Genomic DNA, 17516 nt, shown 5'->3' with positions numbered 1-17516 from the left:
TGCTTGTTAATCTTGAGTCATTAAAGTGACTGTAGAGCCCGATTTTGGCTCTAGTCGGCCCTTGGCAAAGCTGCTACTCTCGGCGCGCTTTGTGACTTCTCGGCCTTGTTAAAAGCCAGACTCACCAATAATTAAACACCAATAATAATCGCATCAAATGCGGTATTTGAATTCGCGTTGCTGAGGAGTGGGCTTCCATGATCGAAGACTTTTGGAAGGATAAGTACCCAGCTGGAATTGCTGCCGAGATCAATCCAGACGAGTATCCGAATATTCAGGCAGTGTTGAAGCAATCCTGCCAACGCTTCGCTGACAAACCGGCATTCAGCAACCTGGGCAAGACAATCACCTACGGTGAGCTGTATGAATTGTCCGGTGCCTTTGCCGCTTACCTGCAACAGCATACCGATTTGCAGCCAGGCGATCGAATCGCCGTGCAACTGCCCAACGTGTTGCAGTACCCGGTCGCCGTTTTCGGTGCCATCCGCGCCGGGCTGATCGTGGTCAACACCAACCCGTTGTACACCGCGCGGGAAATGGAACACCAATTCAACGATTCCGGTGCCAAAGCCCTGGTTTGCCTGGCCAACATGGCGCATCTGGCCGAGCTCGTCGTGCCGAAAACCGGCGTCAAGCACGTGATCGTCACTGAAGTGGCCGACCTGCTGCCGCCGCTCAAGCGTCTGCTGATCAACAGCGTCATCAAGTACGTGAAGAAGATGGTCCCGGCGTATCACTTGCCCAAGGCCATCAAATTCAATGACGTGCTGAGCAAGGGCCATGGCCAGCCAGTGGCTGAAGCCAACCCGGCCAGCAGCGACGTTGCCGTGCTGCAATACACCGGCGGCACCACCGGCGTGGCCAAGGGCGCGATGCTGACCCACCGCAACCTGGTGGCGAACATGCTGCAGTGCAAGGCGCTGATGGGCTCCAACCTTAACGAAGGTTGCGAGATTCTGATCACGCCGCTGCCGCTGTACCACATCTATGCCTTCACCTTTCATTGCATGGCGATGATGTTGATCGGCAACCACAACATCCTGATCAGCAACCCGCGCGACCTGACGGCGATGGTCAAGGAACTGTCGAAGTGGAAGTTCAGCGGTTTCGTCGGCCTGAACACGCTGTTCGTCGCGTTGTGCAACAACGAAGCGTTCCGCAAGCTGGATTTCTCCAGCCTGAAAATCACCCTGTCCGGCGGCATGGCCTTGCAACTGGCCGCAGCCGAGCGCTGGAAAGCGGTCACCGGTTGCCCGATCTGCGAAGGTTACGGCATGACCGAAACCAGCCCGGTGGCCACGGTGAACCCGAGCCAGAACATCCAGATCGGCACCATCGGTATTCCGGTGCCCTCGACCCTGTGCAAAATCATCGACGATGCCGGCGTTGAACAGCCGTTGGGCGCCATCGGTGAGCTGTGTGTGAAAGGTCCGCAAGTCATGAAGGGCTACTGGCAGCGCCAGGACGCCACCGATGAAATACTCGACAGCGAAGGCTGGCTGAAGACCGGTGACATTGCGCTGATCCAGCCAGACGGCTACATGCGTATTGTCGATCGCAAGAAAGACATGATCCTGGTCTCCGGTTTCAACGTGTACCCCAATGAGCTTGAAGACGTGCTGGCGACCCTGCCGGGCGTGCTGCAATGCGCGGCCATCGGCGTGCCGGACGAGAAGTCGGGGGAGGCGATCAAGATTTTCATCGTCGTCAAACCGGGCGTGACCCTGACCAAGGAACAGGTGATGGAGCACATGCGCGCCAACGTCACCGGCTACAAAGTACCGAAAGCCGTGGAGTTCCGCGACGCGCTGCCGACCACCAACGTCGGCAAGATCCTGCGCCGCGAACTGCGCGACGAAGAGCTGAAGAAACTGGGCGTGAAGAAAGTCAGCGCCTAGCCAAAGCCCCGCAGATGCGGGGCTTTTGTTTCTGGTCAGGTTATTTTAGGCGCCTGTCAGACCGCCTTCGAGCAAGCCCGCTCCCACATGAGATCGCATTCTTTCTGAATGAACTCGGTTAAATGTGGGAGCGGGCTTGCTCGCGAAGCTTTTAGCTTTTGCTGTTACTGACGGAACTGCGCGAAATTGACGTTGGTACCGGCCGGGCGCATGTCCTGCAGGTAGGAGTCCTTGTCGGCGCTCAGTTCCAGGCTCAAGGCAGCTTTGCGCTTGCCCTGGTTGCGCACCACCAGTCCTTCGAGTTTCTCGCGCAGGAACACCGTCGGCACTTTCAAGTGCAGCAGTTCGTCGGTTTCCGGGGTGTGCATCAGCAAGTGAATCCATTCGTACTGACCAACGGCCAGACGCGCGACCGGAATATCGAACCAGAAGATATTGCGGTTGCGATTCAATTCGGTGAAATGGCAGTTGTTGACGCCAAGCACAGCACCGCCGAGTTCCTGGTTTCTGCGGGCAATGGCCTGCTTTTTATCGAGTTTCATAACGTTCCTACGGGATTGGATCTTCAGCGCCACGGCCTGAATACGTTGCGCATTCTCGGGGCAAAGCCTGCAAACATAAAGCCTAACCTGCGAAATGTCCGGTTAATAAATAAATGAAACTCCGCGCAAAGGCCCCCGGTCAATCCTTGTGTAACCACTTTCCCCGTTGAATGTTCACAGGAGAAATACCATGGGCAGCACTGGCGATAAAGTTAAAGGCATGGCAAACGAAGCGGCCGGCAACGTCAAGCAAGGCGTCGGCAAGGCCACCGGCAACGAAAAACTGCGCTCCGAAGGCGTGGCGCAGGAGAGGAAAGGCGAAACCCAGCAAGCAGTCGGCAAAGCCAAGGATGCTCTTAAAAAAGGCATCGACAAGGCGTAACCCGGGCTTTGACGAGTAATAGAAACGGCCATCCGCGGATGGCCGTTTCTGTGTCAGCTTGAACTTGAGGAAGGAAATTGTTTCAAAGTCGCCAAGTAGGCTACTTTGTTGTAGAAAACGGCCCCTGAGTCGCCATGACTTCAACCTTTTTGCGGCGAAAGGAGACGCTAATGTTTTTTCCGACCATGAAAGGTTTGCCCCTGCATCGGGTGATGATGCGCACGGTCACCGAGTTCGTTGACGACGAGATGTCGACCTATGCCTCGGCGCTGGCCTATCAAATGCTGTTCTCGCTGTTCCCTTTCATTCTGTTCCTGATCGCCCTGATCGGTTTCCTGCATTTGCCCGATTTTTTCTCCTGGCTGCGCCTGCAATCGGAACTGGTTCTGCCACCCCAGGCGCTGGAACAGGTGAACCCGGTGATTGACCAGCTCCAGCAATCCAAGGGGGGGTTATTGTCGGTAGGTATCGTGATCGCCCTGTGGACCGCGTCCGCCGGTGTGCGGCTGATGATGAGCGCGATGAATGCCGCGTATGACGTGGTCGAAGGCCGTCCTGTCTGGAAACGTTTTCCGCTGTCGATTTTCTACACCATCGGCATCGCCGGCATGTTGCTGATCGCTGCCGCGCTGATGGTGCTCGGGCCGCAGGTGATGGGCTGGATTGCCGCGCAAGTGGGCCTTGAAGATTTTATCGTGACCGTCTGGACCATCGTCCGCTGGCCGGTGATCGTGATTTTGCTAATGATGGCGGTGGCGCTGATTTACTACGTCATGCCAGACGTCAGACAAGAGTTTCGCTTTATCACTCCGGGTGCGGTGTTGTCCGTGGTGGTCTGGATCATCGCCTCGCTGGGCTTCGGTCTCTACGTCAAAACCTTCGCCAACTACAACGCCATGTATGGCAGTATCGGCGCGATCATCGTGTTGCTGCTGTACTTCTATATTTCCGCCGCGGTGCTGTTGCTCGGCGCGGAAATGAATGCGGTGATCGAGCACATGTCGCGCGAAGGCAAAGACCCAGGCGAGAAGGTCCCTGGCGAGCATGGTCCCGGCCATGAAGAAAAACACCACGTTTCGGGACTGGGGCGTGACCACTCAAAGCCGACCACTGACGAAGTCATAAAATGATCCGTGAAATTCTGAAAATGGGCGATGAGCGCCTGCTGCGTATCGCCCCACCGGTACCGGCAGAAATGTTCGACAGCCCCGAGTTGTGGCAATTGGTCGACGACATGTTCCAGACCATGGAAAGCGTCGGCGGAGTCGGCCTGGCCGCGCCGCAGATCGGTGTCGACCTGCAACTGGTGATCTTTGGTTTTGAACACAGCGAACGCTACCCGGACGCCGAAGCGGTGCCGCAGACGATTCTGATCAATCCGCTGATCACGCCATTGAGCCCAGTCCTTGAAGAGGGTTTCGAAGGCTGCCTGTCCGTGCCGGGCCTGCGCGGGGCGGTGGATCGTTATCAGCAGATTCGTTATGAAGGCTTCGATCCCAAGGGCGAGCCGATCGTGCGCGTTGCCTCGGGATTTCACGCGCGGGTGGTGCAGCATGAATGCGATCACCTGATCGGCCGGCTATACCCGTCGCGCATCATTGATTTCAGCAAGTTCGGGTTTACCGAGGTGATGTTCCCGGATCTGGATCCAGCGGCAGACGACTGATACCGCCCTTCCAATCCAACACAAAACCAATGTGGAAGCGGGCTTGCTCGCGAAAGCGGAGTGTCAGTCGACAGAAATGTCGGATGTGACGCCCTCTTCGCGAGCAAGCCCGCTCCGACATTTAATCTTCACTGGTCTCTAGTGCTTCGGTTCCATACCCATCGCAATCATCGGTTTGCTGCGCGCATAACGGCTCAACCGTTCAGCCATGGCGTAGGGCAGGGGCGGGTCGAACGTAAAACCGCGGCGCTCATAAAAGCCGCGCAAATCCGGATGGCAGAACAACCAGACCGGCTCTTCGAGATGCTTGACGGCGTGGTCGATCAACGCCGCGGCGATCCCTTGTTCGCGACAGCGCGGGTCGACGAACAGCCCGGTCAGCCAATGCCCGCCGGCCACTGGCCGCAAACATAGCGCCGCAATGATCTCGTCGCGTTTTGCGACCCACAGCTGTGCGTCGCGGACTGCTTTCATCGACGATTGGTGGGCGCGGTAAAACTTGTTCATCAACGGCCATAACGGCTCGTCGAGCAAGGTGTACTGGGTGTTGGGCATGGGCCTGGACTGTCGGTGCGCAAAGCGGGTGATTATAAAAGAACGCGGGCGCCGCGATAGGTGTATACCTGATCTCACGTCCCGTATGAGTGGAGTATGTATCATGGCCAAAGGCATGGATTCAAAGAAAGCGGCAAAGAAGAAACCGGCTAAAACCGCCGATGAAAAACGTGCGGACAAGAAGGCCAAGAAGGTGGGCGTGTTCGGCCACTGATCCCGCGTCAACGGAGCCCGAGTTCTCGGGCTCCTTGTTTTTCAGGCCTATCGAAATAACCAGATAATCTGCAAGAAATCCCTGCGCCATTGCACAGAGGGGGACTGGTTCCCGTTCTGAGCAAAGCCATGCCCCATTATTTTGATGCTGCCCACCGTGAAGAAATCGAAACCCTGCGCCAACGCTTCACCGCTCGCACCGAGTGGCCGACCTGGCTACTGTTGGTCGGCGTGTACGTCGGCTGGTTCAGCATTGTCCTGGGCAGCGACCGATTGGGGTTTTGGTGGAGCACGCTGTTGCTGATTCCACTGCTGGTGTTGTGGTTGTCGGTGCAGCACGAATTGCTGCACGGCCATCCCACCCGTTGGCAAACGCTGAACAAAGTCCTCGGTTATGCGCCGTTCGCGGTCTGGTATCCCTACACCCTGTACCGCGACAGTCATTTGCTGCATCACCGCGACGAGGACCTGACCGTCCCCGGTCGCGATCCGGAAAGCCGTTACCTGAGCGCTGAACAGTGGCAGCGCAGTTCGCCGTTCGAACAGGGCCTGCACTGGTTGAACAAAACCGTGCTCGGTCGCTTCGTTCTCGGTGCGCCACTGGCCTTGCTGGCGCTGGCCCGGGAAGAGCTGAAACGGCTAAAAGCGGGTGAGCGCCAGGCCTGGTTGATGTGGTTGACCCACGGCGCGCTGACGCTGCTGATGCTGACGTTCATCGCGCGCTACAGCGTGTTGCCGGTCTGGCATTACCTGTTGCTGATCAGCGTGCCGGCGCTGTCGATTGCGATGATCCGCTCCTACTATGAACACCGTCCCCACGTGCAACCCGAGCAACGCACCGTCATCAATGAAGCAGCATGGCCGTGGCGCTGGCTGTTCCTGAACCTCAACCTGCACTTGGTGCACCACGACTTGCCGGGCCTGCCCTGGTACGACCTGCCACGGGCCTATCGCGCACGTCGCGAGCAATGGCTGGCGCGCAGTGGCGGGTTTGTGGTGCAGGGTTATGCTCAGTTGATGCGTCAGAACGGGGTGAAGGCCATCGACAGTCCCAGGCACCCGTTCCACTGATTGCGAATGAATACCCCTGTGGGAGCGGGCTTGCTCGCGAAGGGGTCATGTCAGTCAATATTGATGTTGCATGACACACCGCCTTCGCGAGCAAGCCCGCTCCCACAGGGGGGTTTTGTTGCATGGGAGATTTTGATGACTCAACACCTCGCTGAATTACTGATGTACATCGCCCCCGAGCCGATCCGCCAAGCCAACGAGCGTTGGTTGGCGCGGATTCTCGAACGGCTCGGCAGCACTCGCCTTGATACCGAAGGGCTGTCGCTGATGGACCTTTGGCTGTCTCCGCACCTGCTGCTGACCCAGACCTGCGGCTATCCCTTGATGACGGCTTTGCGCGGTCGCGTCCGGGTCATCGGTCGTCCTCGTTACGAACTCCCGGACAGCAATGGCGGTAATCATTGCAGTCTGTTGCTGACTCGCGCCGATGATCCTCGATGGACCTTGTCGGCCTTTCGGGGCAGTCGCGGTGTGATCAACGGCGATGACTCCAACAGTGGCATGAATCTATTGCGCCACCGACTGGCACCGCTGCAGCGCGATGGAGAATTTTTTGCCACTGTCGCCATCAGCGGCAGCCACCGCGAAAGCCTGCGCTGGCTGCGTGATGACCGGGCGGATCTGGCCGCCATCGACAGCGTGACCTTCGCTTATCTCGCGCAATATGCGCAGGCAGAGGTCGAAGGCCTGCGCGTGTTGGCGCGCACGGCGTTCAGCCCGACGCTGCCCTACATCGCAGCCGCTGGCACCACCGATGAGCAGGCTGAACAGCTTCGACGGGTGATGAATCAGGCGTTGAAGGAGCTACCCGACGTCGCCGAGATTTTGGGCCTGCAAGAAGTGCTGCCGGCCACCGAGAGCGACTATCAAGTCATTCTCGATTATCAGCAGGAGGCCGAAGCGCTGGGGTACGGGCGATTGCGATGAGGCTTGAGACTTGTACCGACAGTTCCATCACTCGCGGGCAAGCCACGCTCCCACAGGATTTCGGTGGACTTGTGGGAGCGTGGCTTGCCCGCGATAGCGATGTATCAGGCGCCGCTTATTTAAATTCATTTATGGAATATAAAAATTCGTTTTAAGTATTATTAATGAATAAGGCTCTTTGCTAGGATCGCGCCACCGGATCACCGGACATTCAGCGACCCCTAACCCATGGAGCCTCTATGTCCGGCGCCGACTTTTCCCATCGCAACGACGTGGGCGGATTGTTCCGCGCCCACTACGCCTGGCTGTGCGCACGGCTGCGCCGATACCTGGGGGCCAGTCCCAGCGTCGAAGACATCGCTGCCGAGACCTTCATGCAGTTGCTCGAATCGCCAGGCCTGACGCCAATTCGCGAACCTCGCGCCTTGCTCACCACCATTGCCCATCGGTTGATTTATCAGCTGTGGCGTCGTCGTAATCTGGAACGCCAACACCTCGATCAGCTACCGGCGATTGACCCGCTCGGTGGGCCATCGCCTGAAGATCTGGCGCAGTTTTCCCAGGCCCTGACACACCTTGATCGAACCCTCGACCGCCTGCCGGGCAAGGTCAGGGCAACCTTCCTGCTGTCGAGAGTCGGCGGCCTGACCTACCCACAAATCGCCGCCGAACTGGGCATTTCCCAGCGTTCGGTCAGCGTCTACATGACCCGCTCCCAGGCACTGTGCGCCCAGCACAGCGCCAACGAACCCTTGAACCGATTACCCCTGAGCCGATTCCCACTGAACCAGAGGTCCGCATGAGATCGATCAAAACCCTGCTCGGCAGTTCGCTGCTGGCCCTGAGCCTTGTGGCTGGACACGTTCCGGCCGCAGAAAAAACCACGCCCATCCACTTCGGTGACATCACTTGGGAAAGCGGCAGCCTGATCACCGAAATCCTGCGGTTGATCGTCGAGAAAGGTTACGGCTACCCGACCGACACCTTGCCGGGCAGTACCGTCAGCCTCGAAGCAGCCTTGGCGAAGAACGATATTCAAGTGATTGGCGAAGAGTGGGCGGGGCGTAGTCCGGCCTGGGTCAAGGCGGCGTCGGAGGGCAAAGTGTTTGGTTTGGGCGACACGGTCAAAGGCGCCACCGAAGGTTGGTGGGTGCCGGAATATGTGATCAAGGGCGACCCGGAACGCGGCATTAAACCTTTGGCGCCGGAGCTGAAATCCGTCGCCGACCTGGCGCGCTACAAGGACGTGTTCCGCGACCCGGAAGACCCAAGCCGCGGACGTTTCCTCAACAGCCCGACCGGCTGGACGTCGGAGATCGTCAACAGCCAGAAACTCAAGGCCTATGACCTGAGCGCCAGCTACGTCAACTTCCGCACCGGTTCCGGCGCGGCGCTGGATGCCGAGGTCGCTTCATCGATCCGCCGTGGCAAACCGGTGCTGTTTTACTACTGGTCGCCGACGCCACTGTTGGGCCGCTTCAAACTGGTGAAACTCGAAGAACCGCCGTTCGATGCTGAAGCCTGGAAGACCCTGGCCGATGCCAACAACCCGAACCCCAAGGGCACACGTTCGATGCCGGCCAGCCTGGCTATCGGTGTGTCGGCACCGTTCAAGGCGCAGTACCCGGACCTGGTGGCGTTCTTCGAAAAGGTCGATTTGCCGATCGATCTGCTGAACCAGACCCTCGGGCAAATGAGCGAAAAACGCCAGCCACCGCGGCAGGTCGCCGAAGCGTTTTTGCGCGATCAGCCGCAGGTGTGGAAGGCCTGGGTGCCGGGGGAGGTGGCAACGAAGGTGAGTGGGAGTTTGTAGTTTCTGTCTTGTGTTTTTTAGTGCCTGAACTACCGCTTTCGCGAGCAAGCCCGCTCCCACATTTCGATTGTCGGTGTTCACAAATACTGTATTCACAGCAGATTCACTGTGGGAGCGGGCTTACTCGCGAATGATCTCAAGCCTTACACCAACTCCGCAGCCAACGCCGCCTTCACCGCAGGCCGCGAATCAACCCTGGCCTGAAACCGTGCCAACGCCGGCCACCGATTCAAATCGATGTCAAACACCTGCGTCCAGCGCAATACCGTAAATAGATATGCATCAGCAATACTGAATCCGCCAGCCATCAAATAATCCTGCCCCTCCAACGTCTGACTCAACACGACAAAACGCTTGAACAGCTTCTCTTTGATGAGCGCTTTCACATCATCCGGAAACTGCGAATTGAACAGCCAACCCAGCCCGCCATGAATCTCTGTCGAAACGAAATTCAGCCATTCCTGCAAACGCACCCGCTCGAACGTCCCGTTCGCCGGTGCCAGGTTCGCCTCGGGCCGTAGATCCGCCAGGTACTGGAGGATTGCCGGGCCTTCGGTCAGCACATCGCCATTTTCCAGCTGCAATGCCGCAACGTAACCTTTGGGGTTGATGGCAAGAAAGTCCTCGCCGCTGACGGTTTGCTTGGTGCTGTTGTCGACGTGGACCAACTCGAACGGCAAATCCAGTTCGCGCAGCACAATGTGCGGCGCCAATGAGCAGGCTTGCGGGGCGTAATACAACTTCATGGGCAGGGCTCTGGTTGCGGATTTGCGCCAGTGTCATAGTGCGCGGCACGCTCGGTAAAATTAATCTTTCAGAAAACTGCCATTAGGAAAGCTACTGCCATGATGAACCTGATGCACTGGCGAATGGTGGTGGCGGTGGCCGATACCGGCAACATTACCCGGGCCGCCGAGCGGGTCGGAATGACCCAGTCCGGTGCCAGTCAGGCGCTGGCACTGATCGAAGAAACCCTGGGCGTTCAGCTGTTCAGCCGGGAAAACCGTCAGACCTTGCCGACCGCCATCGGCTTGCCTGTGATCGAACAGGCGCGAACCATGCTCGGTGCTCTGGAGAACATTCGCAGTACTGTCGATGCCACTAAAGATATCCAGCGCGGGACGATTCGCCTGGCCAGTTTCCCATTGGTGCTGGCGACCTTTCTGCCGCCGCTGCTGCGCCAGTTCAATCGGCTTTACCCCGGCATTCAAGTGGTGGCGCTGGAAGTCAGCGACGATGAAGTGGAAACGTTGCTCAGTGACGGGCTGGTGGATGTCGGTGTGGTGTTGAACCCGGCACCCGCGCGCAATGCCGGCCGTTTGGGACGCGATGCCTGGGTGGCGGTTCTGCCCGGTGGCCACCCCTTGGCGCGCCGCTCGAATGAAGAGGGCGTCTCACTGGCGGAACTGGCGGAGCAACCCTTCGTGCTGGCCACAGGCGGTTGTTCGACCAATGCCCGCAGCCTGGCCGCCAATGCCGGGCTGCAACTGCTGGATGTGCGGGCCGAGGTGCGAGAGTGGAGCAGTGCATTCACTCTGGTGCGGGAAAATATCGGTGTGACCCTGGTGCCGGAAATGACCTTGCCGGCCAATCGTCAGGGCCTGCGGGTAGTGCCTGTGACGCCGCGTATCGATCGGGAATTTGCGTTGGTAGTCGCGCCCAACACGGAGCCTTCGGCGGCGGTAAAGGCGCTGTTGGGTATGCTTGTTATATAACGAGTTTCAACAGGGGATATGGCGTGGAGGAATTCGATCAGACTGTTGAACCTGACTTTACAGATCAATTGTCGTATCCCAAGAAAGAGTCCTATGAGGACCCTTTCTTCGAAACGTCTGTGGTCACCATTATTGGAGGGAATACTGACCGTCAAATTCTCCTTTGAACAGGATGTGACGACCAATAGCGTCAAAGTAGGTGGCGTCGAATGTTCCAACTTGTTGAGACAGATCACTACTCACCGTCCCTTCTGGACGGAGAATTTTACCTCCAACTCTGTACTCTAGTTTCGCCTCTTTCTCTGGTCCTACCATCAGCTCATGATCGCCCGCTTCGAGGTTTTCTCCGTAGAAGATTTGAACGAAATCTTGCCCCTTCTGAGCGGCGTAGAAGTTCATGGAAAAGTGAATCTCTTCTGTGAAGAAATCTGTACCCACCGGATTACCGTTGAAATAAGACTTACCACTGCATTTGCCGACAAATTGATTCGTCTTCATGATGAACTCCTGTTCAACGTGATAAAAAACAGTGAACACGGATGTGTTCACAAGTCTGATTAAACAAATCGTATCGGAAGTCTGGCTACTGTCATATTTGACAGGTTTAGCGTTTTTCTGATGAGTGGTAACGGGAAGGGGGAGAAAATCAAGGCACACCATTACAGGCATGCGTCATAAACCCCGGCCGCAACGCCAGTCGTTGGCAATAGGCGTCGACGGCAGGGTAGTCCGGGCGCTCCATCGGTGTCATGCGCCAGCGGTTGACCGACAGCCCGATGAGGATATCGGCCAGTGTGAAGTGTGGTCCGGCAACATATGCATCGGTTGTCGCGAGTTGCTGTTCGAGGATGCCCATTTTCGCGTTCCAGCCGCGAACGCCATCAGCAATCCGCTGCGAGTCCTGGAAGTTCGGCAATTGCCGGACCAGTGCAAAAAATGCGTAACCCCACGACGGGTTGAGTTCGGTGGCTTGCCAGTCCATCCACTGCTCCACGCGAGCGCGCGCCACCGGTTCGATGGGCAACAGGTCAGTGTTTTGGTGTTTGCCGGCCAGGTACCGGCAAATGGTATTGGACTCCCACAGCACGCCGGCTTCATCGATGAGGACCGGCACTTGTGCGTTGGGGTTGAGCTGGAGAAATTCCGGGCTCTGGGTCGATGCGAAACCGCTGCCCCAGTCTTCGCGTTCGTATGAAACGCCCAGTTCGTCGCAAGTCCACAGGACTTTTCTGACGTTGATTGACGAGGCCCGACCCAAAATCTTCAGCGTATGTCCCATTGAGCTTCTCCGTTTGCTGTTCCAGGTATCGGAATCTAGCACGCGGAGCGTGGGAATGGTCGTGCGTCAGGTGCTCTCGCGCACCTTCAATTCAAACCCCATATCCTGCACCGGTTTGGTCACTGAATTGCCGGCCAGCAAGGTCAGCATCAGCTCCGCGGAGCGACGGCCAATGGCTTCTCGTGGGGTGCTGATGCTGCTCAGGCGCGGGACCATGTGTTCGGACATGGGCAAGTCGTTGAAGCCGAGAATCGCCACTTGTTCGGGGATCTTGATGCCGCAGCGCAGGGCTTCGAGCAATGCGCCCTGGGCCAGGTCGTCGTTACCGAAGAAGATCGCATCGAGGTCCGGATGCGCGGCTAGCAGTTGCAGGAACAGTTCGCCTCCTAGGCCGACCGATGAGGCCCGTGGCGTCAACACTTCCAGATCCGGGTCGTAACGCCCGGCTTTTTGCAGCGCACGGCGGAAACCTTCACCCCGCAACAACGTGCGCTGATCCAGTTGCGCGCCGATGTAGGCCAGGCGTTTGCGACCGCGTGACAGCAAATGCTCGGCCGCGGTTTCGCCGGCAGCGACTTGCGAAAAGCCGACACAATTGAGCCCGGCCGCGCTGTCCAGTTCCATCATGTAGACGCAGGGAATGTTGCTGGCCTCGATCATTCGCCGCGAACTTTCGGTGCGGTCGAAACCGGTCAGCAGCAAGCCGCGAGGCTGATAAGCCATGTAATTGCGCAGCAGGTTTTCTTCTTCATCACGCGAATAATGGAAGTTGCCGATCAGCACTTCGAAGCCCTTTGGTCGCAAAACCTGATGAATGGCTTCCAGTGTGTCGATGAACAGCAGGTTGGACAGCGAGGGCACCAAAACCACCACGGAATGGCTCTGGGCCGAGGCTAATGCGCGGGCGGCGGGGTTGACCACGTAGTTCAGGTCGAGGGCGGCCTTCTGGACTTTTTCCACCAGTTCGGTGGCCACCGTGCTGACGCCGCGCAGGGCGCGGGACGCGGTAATCGGGCTAACACCGGCCAGGCGCGCGACTTCATTCAGGGTAGGGCGGCCAGTGGTGCGAGTATTTTTATCGTTTTTAGGGGTATTCATCGGACGGCTTGCCAAACAAAATTCAAGGCACTAAGGTAGCGCTGTCTCGATGCAGCTGCAAACGCGTGAACGAGGTTTGCCTGATCCTCGTTTTTTGGCCTTGAGAACGAACATGCTGCAACCCACAAAAATGACAAGAAGGCGTCGGCAACTTCTGCTTTTGCACTTGAGTCTTACGTAGCAAAGGTAGCGCTGTCTGCGCGCTGAGGTGTTACATGAATCATCCCATCACCGCCCTGGTCATCATGGGCGTTGCCGGTTGCGGCAAGACCTGCGTCAGCCAGTCCCTGTGCCATCTTAGCGGCGCGACCGCCATTGAAGGCGACACTTTTCACCCTGCCGCCAATATCGAAAAGATGAGCGCGGGTATCCCCCTGAATGACGAAGACCGTGCCGGCTGGCTCGACAGCCTGTGCGATGAACTGCGCCGCATCGATGCCAAGGGCGAACGCCCGGTGCTGACCTGCTCGGCCCTCAAACACAGTTACCGCGAACGCTTGCGCAGTGCCTTGCCGGGCCTGGGCTTCGTTTTCCTTGAGCTAACCCCCGAAGTCGCCGCCGATCGTGTGTCTCATCGGCCGGGCCACTTCATGCCGTCGACCCTGATCGACAGCCAGTTCGCCACACTTGAATCCCCCGTTGGTGAGCCCCTGACCCTGGCTCTGGATGCGTCCAGCCATAGCGTCGATGAATTGGCGAAGCAGGCTCATGCCTGGTGGCTCGATCATGGCTTGAAACTCGCCAGTTGAGTTTTACTCCAAAAGATAGCGCTGTCCTGACGACTTCTGATTAACCGCTTTAATAACAACAACAAACAGGAGACACCCCTAATGTTTGGCATGTCCCACGAGACGTTTCTGCTGCTAGATGCAGTGGTCACGGTAATCGGGCTTATCGTCCTGATCACCAAGTTCAAGTTGCACCCATTCCTCGCACTGATTATCGCCGCCGCCTTCCTCGGGCTGACGTCCGGCATGCCGATCGGCACCATCATCAAGGCGTTCCAGGACGGCTTCGGTGGCGTGCTTGGTTTCGTCGGCATCATTCTGGCGCTGGGCACCATGCTCGGCAAAATGATGGCCGAATCAGGCGGTGCGGATCAGATTGCGCAGACGTTGATCCGCGCTTTCGGCAAGGACAAGGTGCAGTGGGCGATGATGTTCGCCGCGTTCCTGGTCGGTATTCCCCTGTTCTTCGAAATCGGCTTCGTGCTGCTGATTCCGCTGGTGTTCATCGTGGCCCGTCGCACTGGCGTGTCGATCATCAAGATCGGGATCCCGCTGTTGGCTGGTCTGTCCGCGGTACACGGTCTGGTGCCGCCGCACCCGGGTCCGCTGCTGGCCATCGGTGTGTTTGGTGCCGACATCGGTAAAACCATTCTGTACGGTCTGATCGTTGCGTTGCCGACCGCTATTATCGCCGGTCCGATCTACGGCACGTTCATTGCCAAGCACATTCCCGGTCATCCGAATCAGGAGCTGGTGGATCAACTGGTGCGCGATGAGGATGCAGGCGATCTGCCTAGCTTCGGCATTACCTTGGTCACCGTGCTGTCGCCCGTGTTCCTGATGCTGCTCAAGACCTTTGCCGATGTGGCGCTGCCGGACGGCAACTTCTTCCGCACCTTCATGGACCTGATCGGTCACCCGATCTCGGCGCTGCTGCTGGCGTTGCTGCTGTCGCTGTACACCTTCGGCTACAAGCAGGGCATCGGTTCGCAACAGATGCTCAAATGGCTGGACGCGAGCCTTGCACCAACCGCCGCGATCATCCTGATCATCGGTGCCGGTGGCGGCTTCAAACAGATGCTGGTGACCAGCGGTGTGGGTAATGTCATCGGCAACATGGCGGTGGAAGCGCAGATCTCGCCAATCCTTCTGGCCTGGCTGGTGGCGGCGGTGATTCGCATCGCGACCGGTTCGGCAACCGTGGCAACCATTACTGGCGCGGGCATCGTGGTGCCGGTGGTGGGGATGATTCCGGGTGTGAACCGTGAGTTGCTGGTGTTGGCCACCGGTGCCGGTTCGTTGATCCTGTCTCACGTCAACGACGCCGGTTTCTGGCTGGTGAAGCAGTACTTCAACATGACCGTGGCGGAAACCTTCAAGACCTGGACCGCGATGGAAACCATCCTGTCCGTGGTGGCCCTGGGCTTCATCCTGCTGTTGTCGTTGTTCGTTTAAGCACACCGCAAAACAAATGTGGGAGCGGGCTTGCTCGCGAAGGGGACATAACATTCAAAGTAGATGTTGAATGTAAGTCCGCTTTCGCGAGCAAGCCCGCTCCCACAGTTATTTGTGTCAGGCGTTGGTTTTGGTAACCAGCCCATCCGCCCGGAACATCCCGCGAATCCCGCGCACGGCCTGACGAATCCGGTCCTGGTTTTCGATCAGCGCGAAGCGCACATGATCATCCCCATACTCGCCAAATCCCACACCCGGCGAGACGCAAACCTTGGCCTCGGCCAGCAATTTCTTGGCGAATTCCAGCGAGCCCATGTGTGCGTAAGCCTCGGGAATCTTGGCCCAGACATACATCGAGGCTTTCGGGTTTTCGACCATCCAGCCCAGTTCATGCAGGCCTTTGACCAGTACGTTGCGACGCTGCCGATACTGATCGGCAATGTCTTTGACGCATTGCTGATCGCCTTCCAGCGCCGCGATGGCCGCGACTTGCAGCGGAGTGAACGTGCCGTAGTCGTGATAGCTCTTGATCCGCGCCAAGGCGTTAACCAGCTCCGGGTTGCCGACCATGAAACCGATGCGCCAGCCCGCCATGTTGTAGCTCTTGGACAGGGTGAAAAACTCCACCGCGATGTCCTTGGCGCCGGGCACTTGCATGATCGACGGGGCTTTCCAGCCGTCGTAGACGATGTCGGCGTAGGCCAGGTCGTGCACCACCAAAACGTCGTACTGTTTGGCGAGGGCGATCACCCGCTCGAAGAAATCCAGCTCCACGCACTGGGCGGTGGGGTTGGACGGGAAGCCGAGGATCATCATTTTCGGTTTAGGGATCGAGCCACGAATCGCCCGTTCCAGCTCGGCGAAGAAGTCCACGCCAGGGATCAACGGCACCGAGCGCACCTGGGCACCAGCAATCACGGCACCGTAGATGTGAATCGGGTAGCTCGGGTTCGGTACCAGCACGGTGTCGCCCTGGTCGAGGGTGGCCAGCATCAAATGCGCCAGGCCTTCCTTGGAACCGATGGTGACGATGGCTTCGGTTTCCGGGTCGATGTCGACTTCGTAGCGATCCTTGTACCAATTGGAGATCGCCCGGCGCAGGCGCGGAATCCCTTTGGACGTGGAGTAGCCGTGGGTGTCTTCACGTTGGGCGACGGTGACGAGTTTTTCGACAATGTGCGGCGGCGTGGCGCCATCGGGGTTGCCCATGCTCAAGTCGATGATGTCTTCGCCACGACGACGGGCGGCCATCTTCAGCTCGGCAGTGATGTTGAAAACGTAAGGAGGGAGTCGATCTATGCGCGCAAAGCGGCGCGGCGAACCTTGTTCGGCCATTGTTGCCTCGGATAACGTAAGCGCCCGGAACCGTCCGAGCGACGCTGGCCACTGCGGTGGCCTGTGGCGGAATGTAAGGGCAGTCATGGCAAACTGTCTAGCCTGCGCATCAATAAATTTTCCCCAAGGATATGGTCGATGGAATTTACCAGTGGCTTCTTGTTGAGCCTTTCGCTGTGCCTGGACATCGGCGTGGCCAATATCGCGATGATCACGCTGGCGATGCAGCGCGGCTATTTTCAAGGCTTTGCGCTGGGGTTGGGGACGTGTGTCGGCGACCTGATATACGCCGTGCTGGCATTGGCCGGCATGACCGTATTGCTGCAGTACGAGACCGTGCGCTGGGTGTTGTGGATTGGCGGGTCGGCGTTGCTGGTGTATTTCGCGGCGAAGATGATTTATTCGGCGATCCACCATGAAGCGCTGTTGGCGCAAACCCCTGAGGTGGGGCACAACTCGCACCGGCGCGAGTTTTTCCGCGGGATTTTTCTCGCCATGTCATCGCCCAGTGCCATTCTCTGGTTTGCCGCGGTAGGCGGCACGCTGATCGCCCGTTCCGGCGGCGGTGGCACGCTCAGCTCGGCACTGTTTCTCAGCGGCTTCTTGTGCGCCGGAGTGCTCTGGTGTGTCGGTCTGTGCTTCGCTGCGAGCCACGGCGGCAAATTGCTCGGTGACAAATTACTGCGTTATTCCTATATGGCATCGGCAGCGATCTTCTGCTATTTCGCGGTCTACGTGATTCTATCGGGTTATAACGAGTTCATCGGTCCAGGCGCCATCGAACAGTTGCACGCACTGTAATTGGGCGAATCGGGTTTGGCTTCTATACTCCCTGCCGA

The 17516-nt window shown here is 58.0% G+C and carries 19 protein-coding genes; 12 read left to right on the top strand and 7 right to left on the bottom strand.

The genetic code is table 11. From position 1 onward, the window contains the following. The first annotated feature begins 197 nt into the window (after positions 1–197). Positions 198–1898 carry a long-chain-fatty-acid--CoA ligase FadD1 gene (gene fadD1, locus AB7M29_RS27560; RefSeq protein ID WP_217854235.1) on the top strand — a complete coding sequence of 567 codons (1701 nt, stop codon included), beginning with the start codon at positions 198–200 and terminating at the stop codon, positions 1896–1898. 164 nt (positions 1899–2062) lie between these two features. Here the strand turns inward: fadD1 and AB7M29_RS27555 are convergent, their stop codons facing one another. Then, positions 2063–2440, bottom strand: coding sequence for a hypothetical protein (locus AB7M29_RS27555; protein ID WP_217854234.1), 378 nt, complete (start codon positions 2438–2440; stop codon positions 2063–2065). Between the two features lie 190 nt (positions 2441–2630). Between AB7M29_RS27555 and AB7M29_RS27550 the strand changes: the two genes are divergently transcribed. The 3 genes from AB7M29_RS27550 (at position 2631) to def (ending at position 4488) form a co-directional block, all read left to right on the top strand. After that, positions 2631–2822 carry a CsbD family protein gene (locus AB7M29_RS27550; protein ID WP_052964952.1) on the top strand — a complete coding sequence of 64 codons (192 nt, stop codon included), beginning with the start codon at positions 2631–2633 and terminating at the stop codon, positions 2820–2822. 170 nt (positions 2823–2992) lie between these two features. Next, entirely contained in the window at positions 2993–3952 is a 960-nt protein-coding gene (locus AB7M29_RS27545; RefSeq protein ID WP_217854233.1) for a YihY/virulence factor BrkB family protein, read from the top strand. Then, a complete protein-coding gene (def, locus tag AB7M29_RS27540) occupies positions 3949–4488 on the top strand; it encodes a peptide deformylase (RefSeq protein ID WP_217854232.1) in 540 nt (179 codons plus the stop codon). Before AB7M29_RS27545 ends, def begins: the two co-directional genes overlap by 4 nt. 138 nt (positions 4489–4626) lie before the next feature. On the opposite strand, the gene AB7M29_RS27535 is transcribed toward def, so the two are convergent. Beyond that, a complete protein-coding gene (locus AB7M29_RS27535) occupies positions 4627–5043 on the bottom strand; it encodes a GNAT family N-acetyltransferase (RefSeq protein WP_454248453.1) in 417 nt (138 codons plus the stop codon). Positions 5044–5385: 342 nt separating this feature from the next. Between AB7M29_RS27535 and AB7M29_RS27530 the strand changes: the two genes are divergently transcribed. From AB7M29_RS27530 to AB7M29_RS27515, 4 genes are all read left to right on the top strand, one after another. Beyond that, positions 5386–6327 (top strand): fatty acid desaturase, encoded by a 942-nt coding sequence (locus tag AB7M29_RS27530; RefSeq protein WP_454248452.1) that lies wholly within the window; start codon positions 5386–5388, stop codon positions 6325–6327. Positions 6328–6462: 135 nt separating this feature from the next. Next, positions 6463–7254 (top strand): phosphate/phosphite/phosphonate ABC transporter substrate-binding protein, encoded by a 792-nt coding sequence (locus AB7M29_RS27525; RefSeq protein ID WP_454248451.1) that lies wholly within the window; start codon positions 6463–6465, stop codon positions 7252–7254. A 239-nt stretch (positions 7255–7493) separates the two neighbouring features. After that, entirely contained in the window at positions 7494–8057 is a 564-nt protein-coding gene (locus tag AB7M29_RS27520; protein WP_454248450.1) for a sigma-70 family RNA polymerase sigma factor, read from the top strand. Then, positions 8054–9067, top strand: a complete 1014-nt coding sequence (locus tag AB7M29_RS27515; protein WP_454248449.1) for an ABC transporter substrate-binding protein — start codon at positions 8054–8056, stop codon at positions 9065–9067. The genes AB7M29_RS27520 and AB7M29_RS27515 overlap by 4 nt, the downstream gene beginning before the upstream one ends. Positions 9068–9210: 143 nt before the next feature. Here the strand turns inward: AB7M29_RS27515 and gstA are convergent, their stop codons facing one another. Then, a complete protein-coding gene (gene gstA, locus AB7M29_RS27510) occupies positions 9211–9813 on the bottom strand; it encodes a glutathione transferase GstA (protein WP_454248448.1) in 603 nt (200 codons plus the stop codon). Positions 9814–9912: 99 nt separating this feature from the next. Here gstA and AB7M29_RS27505 point away from each other — a divergent pair, with 99 nt between their 5' ends. Beyond that, complete coding sequence (locus AB7M29_RS27505) at positions 9913–10782, top strand: LysR family transcriptional regulator (protein WP_454248447.1); 870 nt, start codon at positions 9913–9915, stop codon at positions 10780–10782. 129 nt (positions 10783–10911) lie between these two features. On the opposite strand, the gene AB7M29_RS27500 is transcribed toward AB7M29_RS27505, so the two are convergent. The 3 genes from AB7M29_RS27500 to gntR all read right to left on the bottom strand — a co-directional run bounded on the left by AB7M29_RS27500 (position 10912) and on the right by gntR (position 13159). After that, a complete protein-coding gene (locus tag AB7M29_RS27500; protein ID WP_454248446.1) occupies positions 10912–11280 on the bottom strand; it encodes a hypothetical protein in 369 nt (122 codons plus the stop codon). A 148-nt stretch (positions 11281–11428) separates the two neighbouring features. Beyond that, a complete protein-coding gene (locus AB7M29_RS27495) occupies positions 11429–12061 on the bottom strand; it encodes a glutathione S-transferase family protein (RefSeq protein WP_454248445.1) in 633 nt (210 codons plus the stop codon). 66 nt (positions 12062–12127) lie between these two features. Continuing rightward, complete coding sequence (gntR, locus tag AB7M29_RS27490; RefSeq protein WP_454248444.1) at positions 12128–13159, bottom strand: HTH-type transcriptional regulator GntR; 1032 nt, start codon at positions 13157–13159, stop codon at positions 12128–12130. A 215-nt stretch (positions 13160–13374) separates the two neighbouring features. On the opposite strand from gntR, the gene AB7M29_RS27485 reads away from it, so the two are divergent. Further along, positions 13375–13908 carry a gluconokinase gene (locus tag AB7M29_RS27485; protein WP_217854228.1) on the top strand — a complete coding sequence of 178 codons (534 nt, stop codon included), beginning with the start codon at positions 13375–13377 and terminating at the stop codon, positions 13906–13908. An 81-nt stretch (positions 13909–13989) separates the two neighbouring features. Beyond that, positions 13990–15342: a GntP family permease gene (locus AB7M29_RS27480; protein WP_454248443.1), complete on the top strand. Its 1353-nt coding sequence runs from the start codon at positions 13990–13992 to the stop codon at positions 15340–15342. 117 nt (positions 15343–15459) lie between these two features. Here the strand turns inward: AB7M29_RS27480 and alaC are convergent, their stop codons facing one another. Then, positions 15460–16677: an alanine transaminase gene (gene alaC / locus AB7M29_RS27475; protein ID WP_123357886.1), complete on the bottom strand. Its 1218-nt coding sequence runs from the start codon at positions 16675–16677 to the stop codon at positions 15460–15462. A 138-nt stretch (positions 16678–16815) separates the two neighbouring features. Here alaC and AB7M29_RS27470 point away from each other — a divergent pair, with 138 nt between their 5' ends. Next, positions 16816–17478, top strand: coding sequence for a LysE family translocator (locus AB7M29_RS27470; protein WP_052964940.1), 663 nt, complete (start codon positions 16816–16818; stop codon positions 17476–17478). Positions 17479–17516 lie beyond the last annotated feature (38 nt).

This window comes from Pseudomonas sp. F-14 TE3623 (assembly GCF_053629015.1).
The sequence above is the reverse complement of the archived record's forward strand: the minus strand, read 5'-3'. Positions and strand labels throughout refer to the sequence as shown.